Source organism: Nostoc sp. DSM 114167, assembly GCF_052692655.1.
Genome location: NZ_CP195116.1, coordinates 6,515,274 through 6,538,357, shown reverse-complemented (window position 1 = coordinate 6,538,357; position 23,084 = coordinate 6,515,274). Strand labels below are relative to the sequence as shown.

General features: G+C 42.1%; 2 protein-coding genes. Both read left to right on the top strand.

Going from position 1 to position 23,084, the window contains the following annotated elements; translation table 11 throughout:
* The first annotated feature begins 1,144 nt into the window (after positions 1-1,144).
* Positions 1,145-11,911, top strand: a complete 10,767-nt coding sequence (locus NSTC731_RS27575) for an SDR family NAD(P)-dependent oxidoreductase (protein ID WP_445627744.1) — start codon at positions 1,145-1,147, stop codon at positions 11,909-11,911.
* Positions 11,908-23,079: an amino acid adenylation domain-containing protein gene (locus tag NSTC731_RS27570; protein WP_445627743.1), complete on the top strand. Its 11,172-nt coding sequence runs from the start codon at positions 11,908-11,910 to the stop codon at positions 23,077-23,079. Before NSTC731_RS27575 ends, NSTC731_RS27570 begins: the two co-directional genes overlap by 4 nt.
* Positions 23,080-23,084: the final 5 nt, after the last annotated feature.

The window sequence follows — 23,084 nt, the reverse complement described above, 5'->3', positions numbered from 1 at the left end:
GATCGCTTGAATAATGGGGTGTACTCAGATTGCTATCATCGTCCATCGTCGCACTCTCTACGACTGATTATACCAGTATGGCTGCGCTCCCTATTAGTTCCCATATCTCACTTACCATTAAGATTTTTCCAATTCAAATCTTGGCAACTATTAAATAATATTACTAAACCTTTCTCAACTTATAACTTATTTAAAATTATAATTCATTGCAATTTTTTTAATTATTGCTCAAATATTCAAAATTTATGTTCATTGTATCAAAAACATAGTTTATTTGGATTTTCTAGTCAAGATATTTATTTAAATGTTTACTTAAATTTATAGAATTATTCTGCTTTAAATCTTGGCGAACAACATAAATTGTTGACGATTGCTGTCTTAACTGTCTTAACTGTCTTAACTGTCTTAACTGTCTTCAACGAATTGTTTGAAATGCTGTTGCATTTTATTGAGAAAAATGAGATGATTCTTTAACTGAAATTTTCAGTATGTTACTTTCAAAAAAGTAAGTTTGTTTCAACGATATAAAAATCTGCTTTTATTTCTGAAATTATTTGCGTGGTGCGCGTTGGCGTTCGCGTTAGCATCTCTGAAAGAGAAGCCTCTCCTAGAGAAGCGCAAGCGCGATCGGGAGGGAATTTTTAACAGGAGAGAAAAGTTAGAGATGTACTGAGTTTTTTCACGCAATCAAATATGAGTCCTATAAATTAGTTTTTATCAAAAAAGAGTAAAATCATCAGTTAGATCGAGGGTAATTCTGCTCCGGTTGCAGCTATTCTTATACCATTGGGAAATCCGTTTAGGATCGTCGGAGGTATTGGGCTATTTGGTTTAATAACGGTTGGAGGGGATGCTGTAGCAGAATATGGACTTGAAGCTGTTGTTAAAGATATTTATCAAGAACCTAACAAAACTGAATTTGTTTAATTTATCCTTAAATAAATTAAAGATTTATCGATTACAATAGACTGAGCTTGGAATTAAAGATTAATGCTGAAAACGTAGAGATTACAAAAACAATTGAACTTGTTGATAAATGATTTTAATGGCTAGCTGTTACTTAATGTCAACCCACTTTCAGCAAAAGTTTAGTTAGGTAATGTTAATTATTGAAGAGCGGACTTTAAAAAGGATATACAAGCTAATGCAATTAGATAATCATAGTCAGCTTTTAGTAAATTCAAATAATAAAATTTTTACATATAGAGAAGTAGAAGATGCTATCAAGTCGAGTTTGGCTGTTGACGATTGTGTAGTAATAGAGAGGCAGACAGAAAATTCAAAACAAGATTTAATTGCTTATGTAGTTCCATCAGGATTATTTGTACCAGAACAATTGCTATCTTATTTGCAAACAATTTTGTCTAGCGAATTAATCCCGAAGGCGATTGTGCCAGTCTCCACTTTACCATTAACTCCATCGGGACAGATAGATGAAACTGTCTTAAATCATTTAGAAGTAAGGGATACACACCTTATACAGCAATGGTCAGAGCAAATTCAGTTAGTACCTGAAGTTAAGCAAGTAGCAGTAGTAGTTCAAGAACACCTCAAGCAGCAGCGATCGCTACGTATATCAGACTTGCTAAGTGATTGGAAAACTCTCACAGGTGAAGAAAACAATACTTTAGTTACACCTCAATTTTCTCGCTCAACTATCAATCAGGATTTCGCTAATAACAAACTAGCTGTTAGTTATGGCAAAGAACTAAAACAAGAAGAAAATGCTCCAAAACTTCTTTGGGAAGCACTGCAAAAAACAGCTATTCAATTTCCAGACAAAGAATTAGTTTATATTCAAGCCGATGGTTGTGAAATTATTCAATCTTATAAAGATTTACTATTAGATGCTCAAAAGATATTAGCTGGTTTAAGAAAGCTAGGTTTAAAACCATTAGACAAAGTAATATTTCAAATCGATCTCAGTCAAGATTTCATACCTGCGTTTTGGGGTTGTATATTAGGCGGTTTTATTCCCGTACCAGTTTCTATTGCTCCTGCCTACGGGCAGGTTAACAGCGCTGTTAACAAATTACACAATGCTTGGCAGATGTTAGAGCAACCTATTGTTCTGACAAGCTCAAAATTAGTTCAAAGCCTTCGGGAGTTACCAGCACTTTTAAATATCGAAAATTTTCAAGTTGAGACAGTAGATAACTTACGCCAAAACCAACCAGATAGAAATATTCATCAAAGTGACCAGGATGATTTAGCGCTACTATTACTTACTTCAGGCAGTACTGGTTTTCCTAAAGGTGTGATGTTAACTCATCGCAATCTCTTAAGCATGACGGCTGGCACAGCCCAAATGAACAATTTTTCCAGTGATGAGATTGTTTTGAACTGGATGCCATTAGAGCATGTGGGTGCAATTGTATTTCTGGGACTGATGGCAGTTGATTTAGGTTGCAAACAAATCCATGCATCTACAGAATATATTCTGCAAAATCCCATTCGTTGGTTGGAATTGATTCAACGACACCAAGCGTCGATTTCTTGGGCCCCAAACTTCGCTTTTTCCTTACTTAACGAACGCGCTAGTGAAATAAATCAGCAGTCATGGGATTTATCTTCTATGCGCTTTCTAGTGAACGCTGGAGAGCAAATCGTACCGAAAACAGCACGTAGTTTTCTTAAGCTCCTCCAACAACATGGTTTACCACCTAACGCCATTCATCCAGCCTTTGGGATGTCTGAGACTTGCTCAGGAATCACTTGGTCTGATGGTTTTTCTTTAGAAACTTCATCAGATGATATGTCATTTGTAGAACTTGGACCACCGATTCCGGGAGCATCAATTCGCATTACTGACGATAATAATCAAATCGTTCCCGAAGGGGCGATTGGGAGATTCCAAGTTAAAGGACTTTCAGTAACAAGAGGTTACTATCAAAATCCAGAGCGCAACCGCGAAGCTTTTACCGAAGATGGATGGTTTAATACTGGAGATATCGGCTATTTACAGTCAGGACGAATCGTGCTGACTGGCAGAGATAAAGATGACATTATTATCAATGGCATCAACTATTACAGCCATGAAATTGAATCAGTAGTTGAAGAAGTTGAGGGTGTAGAGATATCTTATACGGCTGCTTGTGCCGTGCGATTCTCTGGGCAAAACGCAGATGGATTAGCAATCTTTTTTAATTCTGCTATTTCCGAGCAGACCTTGTTAAAAGAACTAATAAAGAAGATTCGTGGAGCAGTCGTTAAAAATGTTGGGGTTAATCCAAATTACATCATTCCTCTGAAAAAGGAGATGATACCCAAGACTGCTATTGGCAAGATTCAGCGCACCCAATTAAGCAAGATGTTTGTGGCTGGTGAGTTCGATAATATTATTCAACAGTTAGGCATCAATTTAGATAATCCCAACTTACTACCAGACTGGTTTTATCGTAAAACATGGCGACGTAAATTACCTGTAAGCCAAAAGTCTACAATTAATGGTAACTTCCTGGTATTTTTCGACCAATTAGGATTAGGTGAATATTTAGGGGCAGAACTTCAAAAGCAAGGGCTGTCTTGGGTTGGTGTTGAAGCGGGAGTAGACTTTAAGCAACTGAGCAATAACCGCTATCAAATTGCACCAAATAATCCCGAAGATTATCAACGTTTGCTATCTGCCCTGAAAGCTAACGACTTTCAAATCGATAAAATTATACATTTATGGACTTATGACAGTTGTATTCATGAGATTTCCAGTTTAGAGTCCTTAGAACAAGCTCAAACATATAGTGTTTATAGTCTACTATTCTTAATTAAAGCGTTAGCTAATATCCAGAAATTGCAATATCCTATCGAGTTATTAGTAGTTTCTAATTATACGCAGTTCACATCATCTGTCGATCGAATTGCCTATGAAAAATCACCACTGCTTGGGTTATTGAAGGTAATCAAGCAGGAAATACCAGGATTGACAAGTCGTCATCTAGATTTAACAGTAGATGAAACTGCGGTGAATGCAGAGCGGATTCTGCAAGAGTTGCATATCTTCTCAGGAGAGTCTGAGGTAGCTTATCGCCAAGGACAGCGTTGGATTCCTCGATTAGAGAAAGTAGATTTTCGCTTTCAACCAAAGCAAGATTTTGCCTTTCAACTAGGTGGAATGTATTTAATTAGCGGTGGTCTTGGGAGTGTTGGTGTTGAAATTGCTAAGTATTTGTTGAAGCATTACAAAGCACGGCTAGTGTTAGTTGGTAGAACTAACTTACCCGAAAGAAGTACATGGCACAATTACACGGGACAGTCTAATGCTATATCTCAAAAAATCGCGGCTTATCAAGAACTAGAAAAGCTAGGAGGAGAAATCATCTATGAAGCAGTGGATGTCTGCGATTTGCCAGCTTTGCAAGGTGTGATTGAACAGGCAAAGTCTAGCTGGCAATGTCAATTAGACGGGATATTACATCTAGCAGGATCTTATCAGGAGCGATCGCTCATCGCAGAAAATCATCACAGTTGGTCAGCAGCCCTACGCTCAAAAGTTGGGGGAGCTTGGGTACTCAATCAATTACTACTAGACAATCCCCAAGCAGTTTTCATCAGCTTTTCTTCAGTCAGTAGTTTCTTGGGAGGCGCTACTGTCGGCACATTTGTTGCAGCCAATCAGTTTTTAGAGAGTTTTGCACACTACCAGCGTACTCAGGGGTTAAAGAGCTATTGCTTTAGCTGGAGTCTGTGGGATGGCCTCGGTATTAGCCAAGACTACCAAAGAAGCAAGTTGGCTCAAAAGGCGCGGTATTATACCATATCTGCACGACAAGGGCTGTATTCTTTGCTCATCGGTTTACACCATAATCAGGTGCAATTGCTAGTGGGATTAGATGGTAGTAACCGATATATCCGCAGTTATGTAGAAGATACTTACCCTCTGGAAAAATTAACTGCTTATTTTACCGCTAGTAATTCCTCAGTTGGCGAGCAATTGTCTAAATTAGTGGTGTGCGATCGCTATGGTACACCCAGTACTTGCAATTTTGTGCAGCTACAACAGATGCCGTTAACAAAAACAGGCATCATCGATTTAGAAAAGCTCACCAGAGGCGAGTTGCACGCAAGCACCAACGACCAAGCACAACCAGTTTCAGACATTGAACGCCAAGTTGCACAGATTTGGCAAGAAGTGTTGGGTCTTGAAGAAATAGGCATCCATGATAACTTCTTTGAGCTAGGAGGACATTCACTACTTCTAGTGCAGGCTCAGAGTAAATTGCAAGAGTTCTTCCAGATTCCGGTGTCGATTGTGGATATGTTTAAATATCCCAGCATCAGCACCTTAGCGAATTTCTTAAGTCAAGGGCAAACAGAATCACCTTCTGTAATCCAAGGTCAAAAACGCGCCAAGGTTCGTAGTTCTCGCCAAGCTGCTAATGCATCGGATATCGCCGTCATCGGTATGTCATGTCGTTTTCCCGGCGCGAATAATATCGATGAATTCTGGCAAAATTTATGCAATGGCGTAGAATCGATTTCATTTTTTAGCGATGAAGAAATTATCAAAGCAGGTGTAGATCCGGCGCTGGTAAAAAATCCTCACTACGTCAAAGCCAAACCAATATTATCGGATGTGGAATCTTTTGATGCTGATTTCTTCGGCTATAGCACAAAAGAAGCAGAATTACTAGATCCTCAACAGCGGCTTTTACTCGAATGTGCCTGGGAAAGCTTAGAAACTGCGGGTTATAATCCTCTAACCTATAATGGTGCGATCGGGATCTATGCTGGCGCGGTGATGAACACTTATTTACTGAATAATGTTTATCCCAACCGCCATCAGCTTGATATTAACGATAATCTGCAAGTAGCAACCATAGATTCAATGGGTGGTTTGCAGATGATGGTTGCTAATGATAAAGATTATTTAACCACACGGATTTCTTACAAACTCAACTTGACCGGGCCGAGTGTGAATGTGCAAACCGCTTGCTCTACATCCCTAGTAGCAATTCACATGGCTTGTGCCAGCTTGCTGAGTGGCGAAAGTGACATGGTTTTAGCTGGTGGGGTTTCTGTGAATGCACCCCAAAAGATCGGTCATTTGTATCAAGAGGGCATGATTGTCACACCAGATGGTCATTGTCGGGCTTTTGATGCTAAGGCTCAGGGGACGATTTTTGGTAGTGGTGTAGGGCTTGTGGTTTTGAAGCGGTTGTCAGATGCGATCGCTGATGGCGATAACATCTATGCTGTAGTTAAAGGTTCCGCCGTTAATAACGATGGTGGTACAAAAGTTGGCTACATGGCTCCTAATGGAGATGGTCAAGCAGCTGTGGTTACAGAAGCAATGGCGATGGCTGGCGTTGATGCACAAACTATCAGCTACGTAGAAGCACATGGAACTGGCACACCTTTAGGAGATCCGATTGAAATTGGCGGACTCACCCAAGCATTTCGTGCTAGTACGCAGTCAAAAAACTTTTGTGGTATTGGTTCGGTAAAAACCAATGTCGGTCATCTCCAGATTGCTTCTGGTGTGGTTGGTTTTATCAAAACAGTCCTGTCACTGTACCATCAAAAAATTCCCCCAAGTTTGCACTTTGAACAACCTAATCCTCAACTGGATTTACCCAATACGCCTTTTTACGTTAATACTACGTTGCAGGATTGGCATACCCAAGATTATCCCCGCCGTGCTGGGGTGAATTCTCTAGGAATAGGTGGTACTAATTGCCATGTAATTTTGGAAGAAGCACCTGTGTTTGAGCAGAGGGCAGCCCTTCGACTTCGCTCAGGGCAAGGGAGCAGGGAGCAGGTGGTCACTGAGCGTAGCCGAAGTGGAGCAGAGGAGCGTCCTTACCACTTGCTTGCACTCTCAGGAAAAACTCTGAATGCTTTAGATGAATTGCGACATCGGTATCGGGAATTTTTGATATCGAATTCTGGAGTATCTATTGCAGATGTTTGCTATACGGCGAATACAGGGCGGGAGCATTTTAACCATCGTCTGGCGATTGTGGCTGACTCTAGGGAGGAGTTGGTAGAGAAACTGGCTGATTTGACACCTTCTAAGAGCTTCCAGTCTAATAACAAGCCAACAAAAATAGCTTTCTTGTTTACTGGCCAAGGCTCCCAGTACATCAACATGGGTCGCAAATTATATGAAACCCAACCCATCTTCCGCCAAACTTTAGAGCAGTGCGATGAAATTCTTCGTCCGTTACTGGAGCATTCTTTGTTAGAGGTACTGTATCCTAGTCAAGGTCTTGAGGATCTGCTGGATCAAACTGCATATACTCAACCTGCGTTATTTGCGATTGAGTATGCCTTGTATCAGCTTTGGAAATCGTGGGGTATTGAGCCAGATGTCGTCATGGGGCATAGTGTTGGCGAGTATGTTGCTGCAACTGTCGCGGGCGTTTTTAGCTTGGAAGATGGATTAAAACTCATTGCTCATCGCGGACGGTTGATGCAACAATTGCCATCCGGTGGCGAAATGGTTTCCTTGATGGCTTCAGAGGCGAGAGTGAGAGAAGTTATTGCAGCCTATAACGGACGGGTGGCAATAGCAGCCATCAATGGCCCGGAAAGTGTCGTAATTTCTGGAGCTAGGGAGGATATCGCAGCTGTTTGTCAGCAACTAGAAGCACAGGGAGTAAAAACAAAGCGTTTGCAAGTATCCCATGCCTTCCATTCGCCGTTGATGACACCGATGTTGGCTGACTTTGAGGCAATAGCTAATCAAGTTATCTACAATCAGCCGCAAATTCCATTAGTATCTAATATTACTGGAGAATTGGCAGGCGATCGCATCACAACGCCGCAATACTGGGTCAATCATATCCGTCAACCAGTACGGTTCGCTGATAGTATGCAGACATTGCGTACTCTTGGATGTGAAGTGTTCTTAGAAATCGGGCCGAAACCGATTTTGTTAGGCATGGGTCGTCAATGCTTGCCAGATGGTGAAGGTTTATGGCTACCTTCTTTACGTGAGGGCATACCAGAATGGCAACAGTTGCTCTCTAGTTTAGGTGAGTTATACGTAGCCGGAAGCAAAGTTAATTGGTCAGGATTTGAGCAAGATTATCCTCGCCGCAAAGTTGCACTACCGACCTATCCATTTCAAAGACAACGCTATTGGCTTGAACATACTCCACCTCGGCATCAACAGCAACAACCAGCAAAACTGCACCCATTATTAGACAAAAAGCTTCAGTTGCCTTTAAGCAAGGAAATCTTGTTTGAATCGGAATTTAGTACTCAAACTCTACCGTTCTTAACAGAACATCAAGTTTATAACCAAGTTATAGTACCTGGAGCCTGTCATCTCTCCTTATTATTGGGTGCAGCAAAGCTGACTTTCGCCAGTGAGTCATGTCTGTTAGAAAATATAGTTTTCCCGCAAGCATTGCCTATCCCTGAAGGTAAAGCGCGCACAGTACAGTTGGTGCTGTCTTTTGAGGGAAGTGGCGCATCTTTCCAACTTATCAGCTTTGATACACTTCCAAATGGTAGTACTCAGATAAGTGAGTGGTTAGTTCATGCCACAGGAAAAATCTCTAGAAGCGTTAACACTACACCAGAAACGGTTTTTCTCCCACAGATACAGACACGCTGTACTCAACAAATAGATGCAAAAGAAATTTATCAAAGTTGGCAAAAGCGACAGATTCAACTGGGTGAAAGCTTCCAGTGGCTTGATTCGGTTTGGTGGAAAGAAGGAGAAGCCCTAGCCAAGCTTAAATGGCTTTCGGTAGTAGATGGTTTAGAAGATTATCAATTATATCCAGGTCTTCTAGATTCCTGCTTACAACTGACCAGCATTTTCTTTTCTGACGATGAGACTTTTGTACCCTTTGCAATTGAGAGTTTCGAGTTTTACCAACGTCCTCAAAGTCAGCAGTTATGGTGTCATGCGGTGCAACGACAGCTAGAAAGTTCTCAGTCTGACAAGCTACTAGCAGATATTAGACTGTTTGATACTCATGGACAGTTGATTGCAGATATTAAAGGTTTACAAGCCAAAAAAGCGACTCGCCAAGCGTTGCTGCAATCTCTTGAGCAAGATTTCGCAGACTGGTTGTATGAAATTGAATGGCAAGCGGTGGAAAAAAGTCAATCGGCTGCTGTCCCTGGTGGCAGTTGGCTGATTTTGACTGATTCAGAAGGACTAGGAGAACAGCTAGCCAAACAGTTGCAACAGCAAGGAGTTGCTTGTATCTTAGTGTCTGCTGGTGTTAGCTATCAGAAAATCGATCGGCAACACTATCAAATCGATCCCAGCCTTCCAGACCACTGGCAAAAATTAGTTAGTGCTATCAGTCAGTATCCAATAAGCAATATTGTTCATCTGTGGAGTTACCAAGAGCGATCGCAAAGCTCCCTTGCAGCTATAAAACAAGAACAACTTCTAAACTGTGGTAGCGTCTTACACCTAGTACAAGCTTTGGTGCAAGCCAACTTCCAAACACCTCCTCGGCTGTGGTTGGTGACTCGTGGAACTCAAGCGGTAGATAACGCATCGCCACAACCAGTCCAACTAAGTGGGGCGGCATTGTGGGGATTAGGTCGAGTCATTGCTCTAGAACATCCAGAGCTACAATGTGTGCGCTTTGATTTATCTGCACAAGGGACAGCACAACAGCACCTACAAGCACTACTGTTAGAGTTATCAGAGCCAGATGCAGAAGACCAAATAGCCATTCGTCACGGCAAACGCTACGTAGCGCGACTGGTGCGGTGCAAAGCCGTTTCCGATCGGGATAAACAAATTGCGATCGCTTCTCGCCAGCCTGTGCAATTAAAGCTATCTGAGTATGGTGTCTTAGATCATCTATCGTTGGAAGCGATGACTCGTCGCCTACCGCAACACAACGAGGTAGAAATTCAAGTGCAAGCTGCAAGCGTGAATTTCCGAGATGTCCTGAATGCTTTAGGAATGCTGAAAGAATATTATGCCGAAAAAATGGGCATTACCGAAGCGAGTCAGTTGACTTTTGGCTTTGAATGTGCTGGAAATATCGTCGCCGTGGGAGAGAATGTTGACCATCTCCAAGTTGGGGATGAAGTTCTGGCATGGGTGACAACTCACGATGCCTTCAGCAGTTTTGTCACCTTACCAGCAACGACTGTGGTGAAAAAGCCCACAAACTTAAGTTTCCAAGAAGCAACGACCATACCTTTAGCATTTTTAACATCCCATTACGGGTTGCATCATCTAGCAAAAATTCAACCAGGAGAACGAATTTTAATTCATGCCGCAGCTGGGGGTGTTGGTTTGGCAGCAGTGCAGATAGCATTAGCTGCTGGTGCAGAGGTATTTGCTACTGCTTCTGTCAATAAGTGGGAATTTCTCAAATCAATGGGAGTTAAGTATGTAATGAACTCCCGCAGCCTGGAATTTGCTGACGAGGTGATGAATCTGACACAGGGACAAGGGGTAAATGTTGTTCTCAATAGCTTAAATGGTGAATTCATCGACAAAAGCTTACAGGTGCTAGCTCACAAAGGAAGATTTGTTGAAATCGGCAAAATTGGCATCTGGGATGAAAGCCAAGTAAAAGCCGCAAGAGATGATGTTTCATATTTTGCTTTTGATTTAGGGGAAGTTCACCAAAAGTATCCTTCTTTAATTTCCCCGATGTTGCAGCAACTAATAGAACAATTCCAAACAAGTACTCTTAAGCCTTTACCTCAAACAGTATTTTCCCTAGAGCAAGTAGTAGATGCTTTCCGCTATATGGCAGCAGCCAAGCACATCGGCAAAGTAGTAGTATCGATGCCGCAAATCAGTACAACAGTTGATGAGGGGCAGTTATCTATAAAATCAGACGCGAGTTATTTAATTACTGGTGGATTCGGCGCATTGGGTCTAGAGGTGGCTGAGTGGTTGATAGAAAAAGGTGCGCGACATTTGGTATTAATTGGGCGAAGTGAGGTATCTGTTGGCACAAAACAAAGAATATCTAGCTTTGAGCGATCGGGTGCAAAAGTACTGGTGGTGCAAGCGGATGTTTCCGAAGCCGATCGCGTGGTTGAAGTATTAGAAAAAATCGACTCTCAGTTACCGCCACTGCGAGGGATTATCCATGCGGCTGGCGTGCTGGATGATGGTGTTTTACGGCAACAGTCTTTAGAGCGTTTTTGGCGGGTAATGGCTCCGAAAGTGCAAGGCGCGTGGAATCTACATACCTTCACCCAACATCTACCACTAGACTTTTTTGTTTGTTTCTCGTCGATGAGTTCGCTGATTGGCTCTCTTGGACAAGGCAACTATGCAGCAGCGAATGCTTTTATGGATGCCTTTGCCCATTATCGCCAAACTTTGGGTTTACCTGGAATCAGCATTAACTGGGGGCCTTGGTCGCAAGTGGGTATGACGGCTAACTTAGATAGCCAAAATCAAAATCGCCTACAAACAAACGGTATTGGTACAATTGCGCCGCAACAAGGATTAGTTGTACTAGAGCAATTGTTGAATCAATCTTCTGCTCAAGTAGCGGTAATACCGATCGACTGGTCAGAATTTCTCAGTAAATCAAGTTTCGCATCGCCGTTCTTTGCTAACTTCAGCCACACAGCCAAGAAACTCGAACAATCTGATTTTCGGACTCAATTAGAGAAGGCGAATGTTAGCGATCGCCAACCACTCTTAATTGAGCATATTTCCTCACAAGTAGCTAAGGTGCTAGGGCGTAATCTCTCAACCCTAGATCGAGAGCAGAGGTTTTTTGAGCTAGGAATGGATTCTCTAACGGCTGTTGAGTTGCGAAACCGCTTGCAAAACTCTTTAAGATGCTCTGTACCCCCAAATTTAGCTTTTGATTATCCTACGGTTACAGAACTGGCTAATTATTTGGCATTGGAAATTTTTCCCCTAGATTTTGCTCAAGAAAGCCAAAGCACAGGTAGCGAGCAATTTCAGCTAGAGAATCTCGAAAATAATGATTGGGTGGAGTTGGAACTATGAGCTTGGTTGAATTTTTACAAGACCTTTCTTTGAAAGGGATTAAATTGGGAAATGACGGGGAAAAATTACGTATTGGGGGTTCTAAGTCGCTGTTAACTCCTGATGTAGTTGCTCAATTACAGCAGTATAAAAGTGAAATTTTACAATTACTGCGCGATCGCCCAGATATTTTAAATATTTATCCTCTTTCCTACGGTCAACAAGCGCTGTGGTTTTTGTGGCAACTAGCACCTGAAAGTGCAGCTTACAATATGGTGTTTGCCTGTCGTATTTGTTCGCAGGTGAATGTTACGACTTTGCAAAAAACCTTCCAACTCCTGATTAACCGTCATCCTCAGTTACGTAGCACCTTTTCCAAGCAAGGTAATCAAGTTGTTCAACAAATCCATCAAACTCAATTACCAGATTTTCAACAAATAAATGCCTCTAATTGGAGCGAGCAGGAGCTTGAGCAAAGAGTTTTTCAGGAATACAAGCAACCCTTCGACCTCAAAAATGGCCCAATCATCCGGGTGCGTTTATTTACTTCTTCGCCAGACGAACACATCCTGTTGATGTCAGTACATCATATTGCAGGTGATGGTTGGTCGATGCCATTACTGATGGAAGAATTAATCGCCAGCTATCCTGCACTAGAGTCAGGTTTTGAGCCATCTCTAATTCCTCTACAGCACTCTTACATCGATTACATTCATTGGCAAAGAGAATTATTAACCACCGCCCAAGGAGAAAAGCTCTGGAACTACTGGCAGCAAAAACTAGCAGGAGAATTACCTGTACTCAATTTGCCGACAGACAAACCACGGCCATCCATCCAAACTTATAACGGTGCTTCCCATAACTTTACTCTTTCCCCAGAACTGACCGAAAAACTCAAAAAATTAGCTCAAACAGAAGGCGTTACCCAATATATCCTGCTTCTGGCTGCATTTCAGGTTCTCCTGTATCGTTATACAGGGCAAGAGGATATTCTAGTCGGCGTTCCGACTTCAGGTAGAACTCAGATAGAATTTGCCCCAATTGTCGGCTACTTCGTCGATCCAGTTGTCATCCGGGCAAATCTGTCAGGAAATCCCAGTTTTGGGGAATTTCTGGCTCAAATTCGCTCCTGCGTATCACAAGCATTGGCGCATCAAGATTTTCCCTTTGCTTTATTGGTAGAGCGATTGCAGCCACAGCGCGATTCCAGCCGTTCCCCGATTTTTCAAACTGTATTCAACTTTATTTTGCAGAACTTAGGACAGTTTGAGCAGACGCAAAAACTTTTGTTAGAAGGTGAAGTAAATAAAGAAGGATTTATCCTCAAACCTTTTGAAATGCCCCAAATGGAGGGTCAGTTCGATCTAGATTTGACGATCGCAGAAAAAAGTTCTTCTTTAGCTGGAATTTTCAAGTACAACACTGACCTTTTTGATGAGCACACTATCAAGCGCATAGCGGGGAATTTTATAACGTTACTTGAAGGGATTGTGGCAAATCCTATTCAGCCAATTTCCCGATTGCCCCTATTGACACAACCCGAACAGCAGCAGTTATTAGTATGGAACAATACTCAGGCGGATTATTACTCTGATAAGTGTATTCATCAGTTGTTTGAGGTACAGGTAGAGCGTACCCCAAATGCAGTAGCAGTTGTGTATGAAAATCAACAACTGACTTATCAGCAGTTGAACAATCAAGCTAATCAGTTGGCGCATTACTTGCGCTCCTTGGGTGTAAAATCAGATACGCTGGTGGGGTTGTGTGTAGAGCGTTCGTCGAAGACGTTGCCGAAGGCATCGCTCTTAACAATCGTCGGAATACTAGGCATTCTCAAAGCGGGTGGTGCTTATGTGCCGCTCGATCCTGAGTATCCAACTGAGCGTTTAAGCTTCATGTTAGAAGATGCTCAAGTTAAAGTCCTGGTAACACAACAACAATTAGTAGACACTATTCCTCAACATCAGGCGCATATTGTTTGCTTAGACACCGACTGGGAAAAAATTGCTCAAGAGTGCTTAAACCCGGAAAATACCGCAACACCCGATAATTTAGCTTATGTCATCTACACTTCTGGTTCTACAGGTAAGCCCAAAGGCGTTTTAGTCAATCACTCAAATGTAACTCGTCTGTTTGCAGCCACAGACTCTTGGTATCACTTCAATCAAGATGATGTGTGGACAATGTTTCACTCTTATGCATTCGATTTTTCTGTATGGGAAATTTGGGGTGCTTTGCTGTATGGTGGACGACTGGTAATAGTGCCTTATTTGGTGACGCGATCGCCTGAATCTTTCTATCAATTATTGTGTCAAGAAAAAGTCACAATTCTCAATCAAACCCCTTCAGCTTTCCGTCAGTTAATTCAAGCAGAACAGTCAATTACATTTCCCCCTGCCTCCTCCTTGAACTTACGCCAAGTAATTTTCGGTGGCGAAGCTTTAGAAATCAACAGTTTGCAACCTTGGTTTGAGCGGCACGGCGACACCTCACCCCAATTAGTTAATATGTACGGAATTACAGAAACCACCGTACACGTTACCTATCGCCCGTTAAGTAAAGCTGATTTGCAAAGCACGGCAAGTGTAATAGGTCGCCCAATACCAGATTTGCAGGTGTATGTACTAGACGAACATCAACAACCAGCACCGATAGGCGTTCTTGGTGAAATGTATGTTGGTGGAGAGGGGGTGACACGCGGCTATCTCAATCGTCCCGAACTGACAGCAGAACGTTTTATTTCTAACCCATTTGATAATTCCAAAAAATTATACAAAACAGGTGATTTAGCGCGGTATTTGCCCAATGGCGAGTTAGAGTATTTAGGACGAATTGATAACCAAGTTAAAATTCGTGGTTTCCGCATTGAGTTGGGAGAAATTGAAGCATTACTGGCTTCTCACCCAGCCATTTGGGAAAGCGTGGTAATAGTACGAGAAGATGAACCGGGCGACACTTGTACTGAGGGGAGTCGAAGTAAACGTTTAGTAGCTTACGTAGTCCCGCAGACCGAGCAATCTCTTACAGTCCCAGAACTGCGTCAGTTTCTTAAGGCAAAGCTACCAGAGTACATGATGCCAAGTGCAATAGTGCTGCTGGAATCCTTACCCCTCACCTCTAACGGTAAAGTAGACCGCCGCGCCCTGCCAAAACCAGACTTAGACAGCACACTGCGAGAATTGTATGTCGCCCCGCGCACACCAACTGAAGAAATGCTGGCGCAAATTTGGGCGCAAGTGCTGAAACTGGAGCAAGTAGGCATTCATGATAACTTCTTTGAGCTTGGCGGACACTCGCTACTAGCAACCCAATTGCTTTCACGTATCCGCAACATTTTCAAAGTAGAACTAGTATTACGTGAGTTGTTTGCTGCATCGACAGTAGCCGAATTAGCACAATCAATTGGGCAGTTACAGCAACAAGACTCAGAAATAACTTCCCCGCCACTTTTAAAGCGGACAAGGGATGCAGAATTACCACTGTCTTATGCACAACAGCGTTTGTGGTTTTTAGATCAGTTCGAGCCTAACAGCCCCTTTTACAACATTCCTATGGCTTTGCGGCTAGTGGGAAATTTGGATCGAGTAGCCTTAGAACAAAGCTTACAAGAAATTATTCATCGCCACGAAGCGTTACGCACTAACTTCATTACAGTTGATGGCAAACCTTCTCAAATTATTCAAACAGAAACTACTTGGACAGTTTCAGTTGTTGACTTGAAGTATTTATCTACAACAGAACGAGAAATTACTAGCCAACAATTAGCGCAACAACAAGTTACTCAACCTTTTGACCTGGCAAAGGAAGCATTAATCAGGGCGACATTAGTAGTGCTTAATGAGACCGAACACGTCTTGTTAGTGTGTATGCACCATGTTGTGAGTGACGGTTGGTCAATGGGTGTGTTTGTCCAAGAACTAGCAGCACTGTACGATGCTTATGCTCAAGGTCAGCCGTCACCGTTAGCGCCACTGCCGATTCAATACGCAGATTTCGCAATTTGGCAGCGAAACTGGTTGCAAGGGGAAGTATTACAAAGCCAATTAAATTACTGGCAACAACAACTACAAGATGCACCAGCCTTATTGTCGCTCCCCACAGACAGACCTAGACCAGCTGTGCAAACCTACAACGGCACACATCAAGAGTTTGTCCTGTCTGTTGAACTAACTAATAAGCTAACAAAACTCAGCCAAGAACAAGGTGTAACTTTGTTCATGACGCTATTGGCAGCTTATGATACGCTACTCTACCGCTATACAGGTACAGAAGATATTTTGGTGGGTTCGCCAATTGCTAACCGCGATCGCTCTGAAATAGAAGGGTTAATTGGCTTTTTTGTCAATACCTTAGTTATGCGTACCAGCTTGACAGGCAACCCCAGTTTTAGCGAATTACTCACCCGTGTTCGCTCTATGGCAATGGAGGCATACTCTCATCAAAATTTGCCTTTTGAAATGTTGGTGGAAGCATTGCAGCCAGAAAGAAACCTCAGTCATACACCACTGTTTCAGGTAATGTTTGTCCTTCAGAATGCACCTACATCTGAATTAGGACTAACCGGGCTGACTGTAAATCGATTGCCAATAAAAGGCACAACTTCTAGGTTTGATTTAACTTTATCGATGGAAAACACTGCCACAGGATTAGCAGGGTGGTGGGAATATAACACTGACTTGTTTGATGCCAGCACAATTGAACGAATGACAAGTCATTTTGTCACATTACTTGAAGGTATTGTTGCTAACCCAGAACAACGAATTTCTCAATTGCCATTGCTAACAGCAGTTGAGCAACAGCAGTTATTAGTGGAGTGGAACGATACAGAAGTTGATTATCCACTTCATAAGTGCATCCATCAATTATTTGAAGAACAAGTCGAGCTTACACCAGATGTAGTGGCGGTAGAGTTTGGAAATCAACAACTTACTTACAAGCAATTAAACTACCGCGCTAACCAGTTGGCGCACTACTTACGCTCATTGGGTGTAAAACCAGATGTCTTAGTTGGTCTGTGTGTCGAGCGTTCTTTAGAGATGATTATCGGATTACTGGCAATTCTCAAAGCGGGTGGAGCGTATGTACCACTTGACCCAGAGTATCCGAGCGATCGCTTGAGCTTTATTTTAGACGATACTCAAGTTAAAGTTTTACTGACTCAACAGCGACTTATTGACAGGCTACCCCAGTGGGAAGCAGGGGGGCAGGGAGCAGGGGGCAGGGGAGAAAAGCCAACTACAAGGGATGGGGCTTCAATCAAAGGGAAAGATGAGGTTTTGAGCTACCCTGCTTCTTATCAAGCAAAACTTCACTTCGGCTGCGCTCAGTACAAGGTTTGCTTAGATACTGAGGCTGAATTAATTTCTCAGTGTAGCCAGGACAACATCATCTCTGGCGTACAACCCAATAACTTAGTTTATATAATTTACACTTCCGGTTCCACAGGTCAACCCAAGGGTATAGCCATGAGTCAGCTTGCCCTGTGCAATCATATCTTGTGGCATCGGGACAACCTGAAAATTAATCGTGCAAAAACTCTACAATTTGCTTCGGTTAGCTTTGATGTCTCCTTCCAAGAAATCTTCACTAGTTGGTGTTCTGGCGGTACATTGTTCTTAATCACAGAAGAATTACGCCGTGATGCTTTAGCATTATTAGGTTTTCTGCAAGAGAAACAAATTCAGAGAATGTTTCTCCCTGTTGTCGGCTTACAGCAACTAGCAGAAGTCGCCTTGGGGAATGACATAGTTAATACTGGTTTGCGAGAAATTATTACGTCTGGAGAACAGTTACAAATTACCCCTGCGATTTCTCTTTGGTTGAGCCAACTAACTGATATTACTTTGCACAATCAGTATGGGCCTTCAGAAAGCCATCTAGCCACCAGTTATACTTTGCCGGATGCAATAGATACTTGGCCGCTACTTCCTTCCATTGGGCGACCCATTGCTAATACGCAAATTTACGTCCTTGATAAATATCTACAGCCTGTACCTGTAGGCGTGGCTGGAGAAGTGTACATTGCAGGTGCGCTTTTAGCCCAAGGCTACTTTAATAGACCTCAGTTAACACAAGAGAAATTCATTCCTAATCCCTTTCAAAGAGGCAGGGAGCAGGTGGTCACTGAGCGTAGCCGAAGTGGGAGCAGGGGGACAATTCAGCACGGGCTGAACGCCCCGCTACCGCTAACAGCACTTTTATACAAAACCGGGGATTTGGCACGTTATTTACCTGATGGAAAACTCGAATCTTTAGGACGCATTGATAATCAAGTCAAAATTCGGGGTTTCCGTATTGAGTTGGGCGAAGTTGAAGCGGTACTGGGTCAACTAAGTGATGTACAAGCGTCTTGTGCAATTGTTCGTGAGGATACACCGGGCGATAAACGCTTAGTCGCTTATATTGTGCCGCAACCAGAGCAGACAGTTGTAGTCAGCGAAGTACGTAATTTCCTCAAGGAAAAGTTACCAGAGTATATGATTCCAAGTGCAATAGTCATCTTGGAGGCTCTACCGCTTTCTGCTAACAGGAAATTAGACCGCCGCGCGTTACCTGCACCTGATTTACACAACCAATTATCGGATCGGTATGTCGCCCCACGTAACCCCATTGAGGAAATCCTGTCAGTAATTTGGGCGCAAGTGCTGAAAGTTGAGCGAGTTGGTATTCATGATAATTTCTTTGAACTTGGGGGACATTCTCTACTAGCAACGCAACTAGTTTCTCGCGTGCGTAGTAGCTTGAATGTAGAATTACCATTGCGGAGCTTATTTGCTGCACCAACGATCGCTGAATTGTCCCAAAATATTCAACAGTTGCAGCAACAGGATCTAACAACATCAGCCATTTTACCAAAAGCAAGGGATGCAGAGTTACCACTGTCTTATGCTCAACAGCGTTTGTGGTTTTTAGACAAGTTAAATCCCAACAGTGCGTTCTACAATTTACTTTTAGCTTTACGTCTAGCTGGAACTCTGAATCGAACTGCCTTAGAACAAAGCTTACAAGAAATTATTTATCGCCACGAAGCTTTACGGACTAACTTCATCACAGTTGATGGAGAACCAGTTCAAGTTATTAGGGAGCAGGGAATAAAAAGCAGGGAGCAGGGAATATTATCAATTGTGGACTTGCAGAATTTAGCTACAGGCGAAAAAGAAATTGCTTTGCAGCAATTAGCGCAAGAACAAGGACAACGACCTTTTAACTTGGCAGATGAATCATTAATCAGGACAACATTAGTAGCGTTGTCTGAGACAGAACACGCTTTGTTAATATTTATACATCACATTGTCTTTGATGGTTGGTCAATGGGTGTGTTTGTCCGAGAATTAATGGCACTTTACAATGCTTATTCTCAAGGTCAGCCGTCACCGTTAGCACCGCTGCCGATTCAGTACGCAGATTTCGCTATTTGGCAAAAACAGTGGTTGCAAGGAAATGTACTGCAAAGCCAACTCTCGTACTGGCAACAACAACTAGCAAACGCACCAGCTTTATTGTTGCTACCTACAGACCGACCTAGACCTGCTGTGCAGACTTTCGCTGGGACATATCAGAAGTTTGCACTTTCAGTTGAGTTAACTGATAGGTTAGTAAAACTCAGTCAGGAGCAAAGTTGTACCCTTTTTATGACGCTGTTGGCAGCTTATGATACCCTGCTTTACCGCTACACAGGACAATCAGATATTTTGGTGGGTTCGCCGATCGCAAACCGCGATCGCAGTGAAATCGAAGGGTTAATTGGCTTTTTTGTCAATACTTTAGTATTACGTACCGATTTGTCAGGCAACCCCAGTTTTAGCGAATTACTCCTTCGCGTTCGAGAAGTAGCTTTAGGAGCGTATGCTCATCAGAATTTGCCGTTTGAAATGTTGGTGGAAGCATTACAACCAGAGCGAAATCTCAGCCATACGCCACTGTTTCAGGTCGTGTTCAACCTTCAGAATTCACCCGTACAAGAATTAGAGCTTGCTGGCTTAACTGTTAGTTCATTGCCAGTAGAAAGTACAGCTACAAAAGATGATTTAGGTTTATCGATAGAAAACACTAGCCAAGGATTGGTGGGTGTGTGGGAATACAATACTGACTTGTTTGATGCCAGCACAATCGAGCGGATGAGTGGGCATTTTGTAACATTGCTTGAAGGAATTGTCGCTAATCCTCAAGAGCGAATTGCACAATTGCCTCTGCTGACAAAATCTGAGCAACAGCAGTTACTCGTTGAATGGAACAATACTCAAGTAGATTATCCCCAAGATAAATGTATTCATCAGTTGTTTGAAGAACAGGTTCAGCACACACCAGATGCTGTAGCGGTAGTGTTTGAAAATCAACAACTGACTTACCACCAATTGAATTGTCGCGCTAACCAATTGGCGCATTACTTGCACTCATTGGATGTAAAACCAGACACGCTGGTGGGTATTTGTGTGGAGCGGTCAATAGAAATGGTGATAGGACTGTTGGGTATTCTCAAGGCAGGTGGAGCATATTTACCACTCGATCCAGAGTATCCAACTGAGCGTTTGCGCTTCATGCTAGAAGATGCTCAAGTTTCAGTGCTGCTGACTCAACAACAACTGATTGACAAACTTCCTCCAAATCAAGCACAAGTTGTCTTTTTAGAGGAAGTTTGCTCAGAAATTGCCCAAAACAATCAACATAACCTAACCACTGGAGTCAAAGCTTTTCATCTAGCAAATGTGATTTACACCAGCGGATCTACAGGTAGACCCAAAGGTGTGATGGTTCAGCATCAGGGATTGTGCAACTTAGCTCAAGCTCAGAAAACAACTTTTGGCTTAGACTTTGATAGTCGCGTTCTTCAGTTTGCCTCCTTCAGTTTTGATGCAAGCATCTCAGAAATTTTGATGGCTCTGTTTTCAGGTGCAACGTTGTATCTGGGAAGCAAAGACTCTCTATTGCCAGGAAAACCGTTAATTGAGCGATTACGCGATTATTCTATTACCCATATCACACTACCACCATCGGCATTAGCAGTTATGCCCGTGGAGGAACTACCAGCACTGCAAACAATCATTGTCGCCGGAGAAGCAAGTTCTGTTGAATTAATCAAGCAATGGTCTGTTGGCAGAAACTTCTTCAACGCTTATGGACCAACAGAAGCTAGTGTTTGTGCGACTATTGCCAAATGCACCCCACTAGATGAGAAAATATCTATTGGTCGTGCGATCGCCAATACGCAAGTTTACATTTTAGACGAAAATTTGCAACCAGTTCCCATTGGTATACCAGGAGAGTTACACATTGGGGGTGTGGGATTAGCAAGAGGCTATCTCAACCGTCCTGAGTTGACACAAGAGAAATTCATCTCCAATCCCTTTAGCGATGAAGCCCATTCCCGGCTTTACAAAACTGGGGATTTGGCGCGCTACTTGAATGATGGTAGCATCGAGTTTCTCGGTCGTATCGATCATCAGGTCAAAATTCGCGGCTATCGTATAGAACTCCAAGAAATTGAAAATGTGTTGTCCCAGCAACCTGGAGTGCAGGAAGCAGTAGTAGTCGCACGAGAAGATCAACCGGATGATAAACGTCTAGTAGCTTATGTTGTACCGCAACAGAAAAACCTTGAATCATCCCAGGTAGCAGAAAATTTATCAACAGACAAAGTAGAACTATGGCCATCTGTAGCTGAATACTATGTCTATGACGAATTACTGTATTATGCTATGACCAATGACCATCGGCGCAACGATAGCTATAAAGTCGCCATTAATCAATTGGTCAAAGATAAAATAGTTATTGAAATTGGCACAGGTAAAGATGCTATTTTGTCTAGATTTTGTGCAGAAGGAGGTGCCAAGAAAATTTATGCAATTGAAAGAAACGGGGAAACCTGCCGCAAAGCAATAGCTTGTATTGAAAAGTTAGGTTTAGCAGAAAAAATCACAGTTATTCATGGAGATGCAACTAAAGTTAATATTCCAGAACTCGCTGATGTTTGCGTCTCCGAAATTGTGGGAGCAATTGGTGGCTCTGAAGGAGCAGCAGTAATTATTAATAATGCTAGAAGGTTTCTCAAGCCTAACGGGTTGATGATTCCTGAAAGAAGTGTGACTAAAATAGCTGCTGTCACTCTCCCAGATGAAATATTGCACAACCCTAATTTTGCTGAAACACCTGCACATTACACCAAAGAAATCTTTGAGCAAGTCGGCTATCCATTTGACTTAAGGGTATGTATTAAGAAATTTCCCCAAGCAAATGTTCTGTCCACTGTAGATGTTTTGGAAGACTTGAACTTCAATGAAATTATTAGCACAGAATTCTCCCATGAAGTTAAATTTGAAATTCAGAAAAAGGGACGGATGGATGGATTTTTAGTGTGGCTAAACTTGCACACTATTGCTGGAGAAGAAATAGATATTTTAGAACACGAACATTGTTGGCTACCTGTTTATTTCCCAGTATTTGAACCAGGGATTGAGGTTAAATGTGGAGATGTTATCCAAGCAGTTTGTTCTAGAACGCTTTGCGAAAATAACCTCAATCCAGATTATGCAATTAAAGGTCGTTTGCTGAAAAAGAATGGAGAAAACATCAACTTTGAATATATTTCCTATCACTATGTAAATAATTTCAGACAAAGACCTTTTTATCGAAGGTTATTTGCTGATTATGACAATACTAAAAACAATAAATTAGATAATTCAATTCAGTCTCTGAGAGTTAATCTTAAGGAACTTTTGCCTGACTACATGATACCCTCTAGCTTTGTTTTATTAGATAAACTGCCTTTAACGCCAAACGGCAAGCTAGACCGTCATGCCTTGCCAAAACCAGAGCTTAATCTTCTAAATAAAGCTGATTATGCAATACCAAATACAGAATTTGAAAAAATCATTGCTGGCATTTGGCAAAAAGAGTTAGGTGTAAAAAATGTAGGAATTTACAATAATTTTTTTGAGCTAGGAGGTCATTCTTTATTATTAGTAAAAATTAATCAGCAGTTACAAGAAGAATTGGGTTTAGAATTGTCAATGGTTGATATGTTTAATAATCCAACTATACATAAATTAAGCCAATACTTAAGTAATAAAGTTCAAAAACAAGATATAATTAAACATAATAACTCTCGTCTTCAATCTCCTAGTGAAGTTAAAGCTTTAAGAAACCAACAATTACAATCCAGGCAACAATACCGCTCTCAGAGAAAAAGGTAAAACGA

Coding starts and splice junctions, on each gene's coding strand:
- NSTC731_RS27570 (WP_445627743.1), top strand. CDS start 11,908: ATGAGCTTGGTTGAATTTTTACAAGACCTTTCTTTGAAAGGGATTAAA.
- NSTC731_RS27575 (WP_445627744.1), top strand. CDS start 1,145: ATGCAATTAGATAATCATAGTCAGCTTTTAGTAAATTCAAATAATAAA.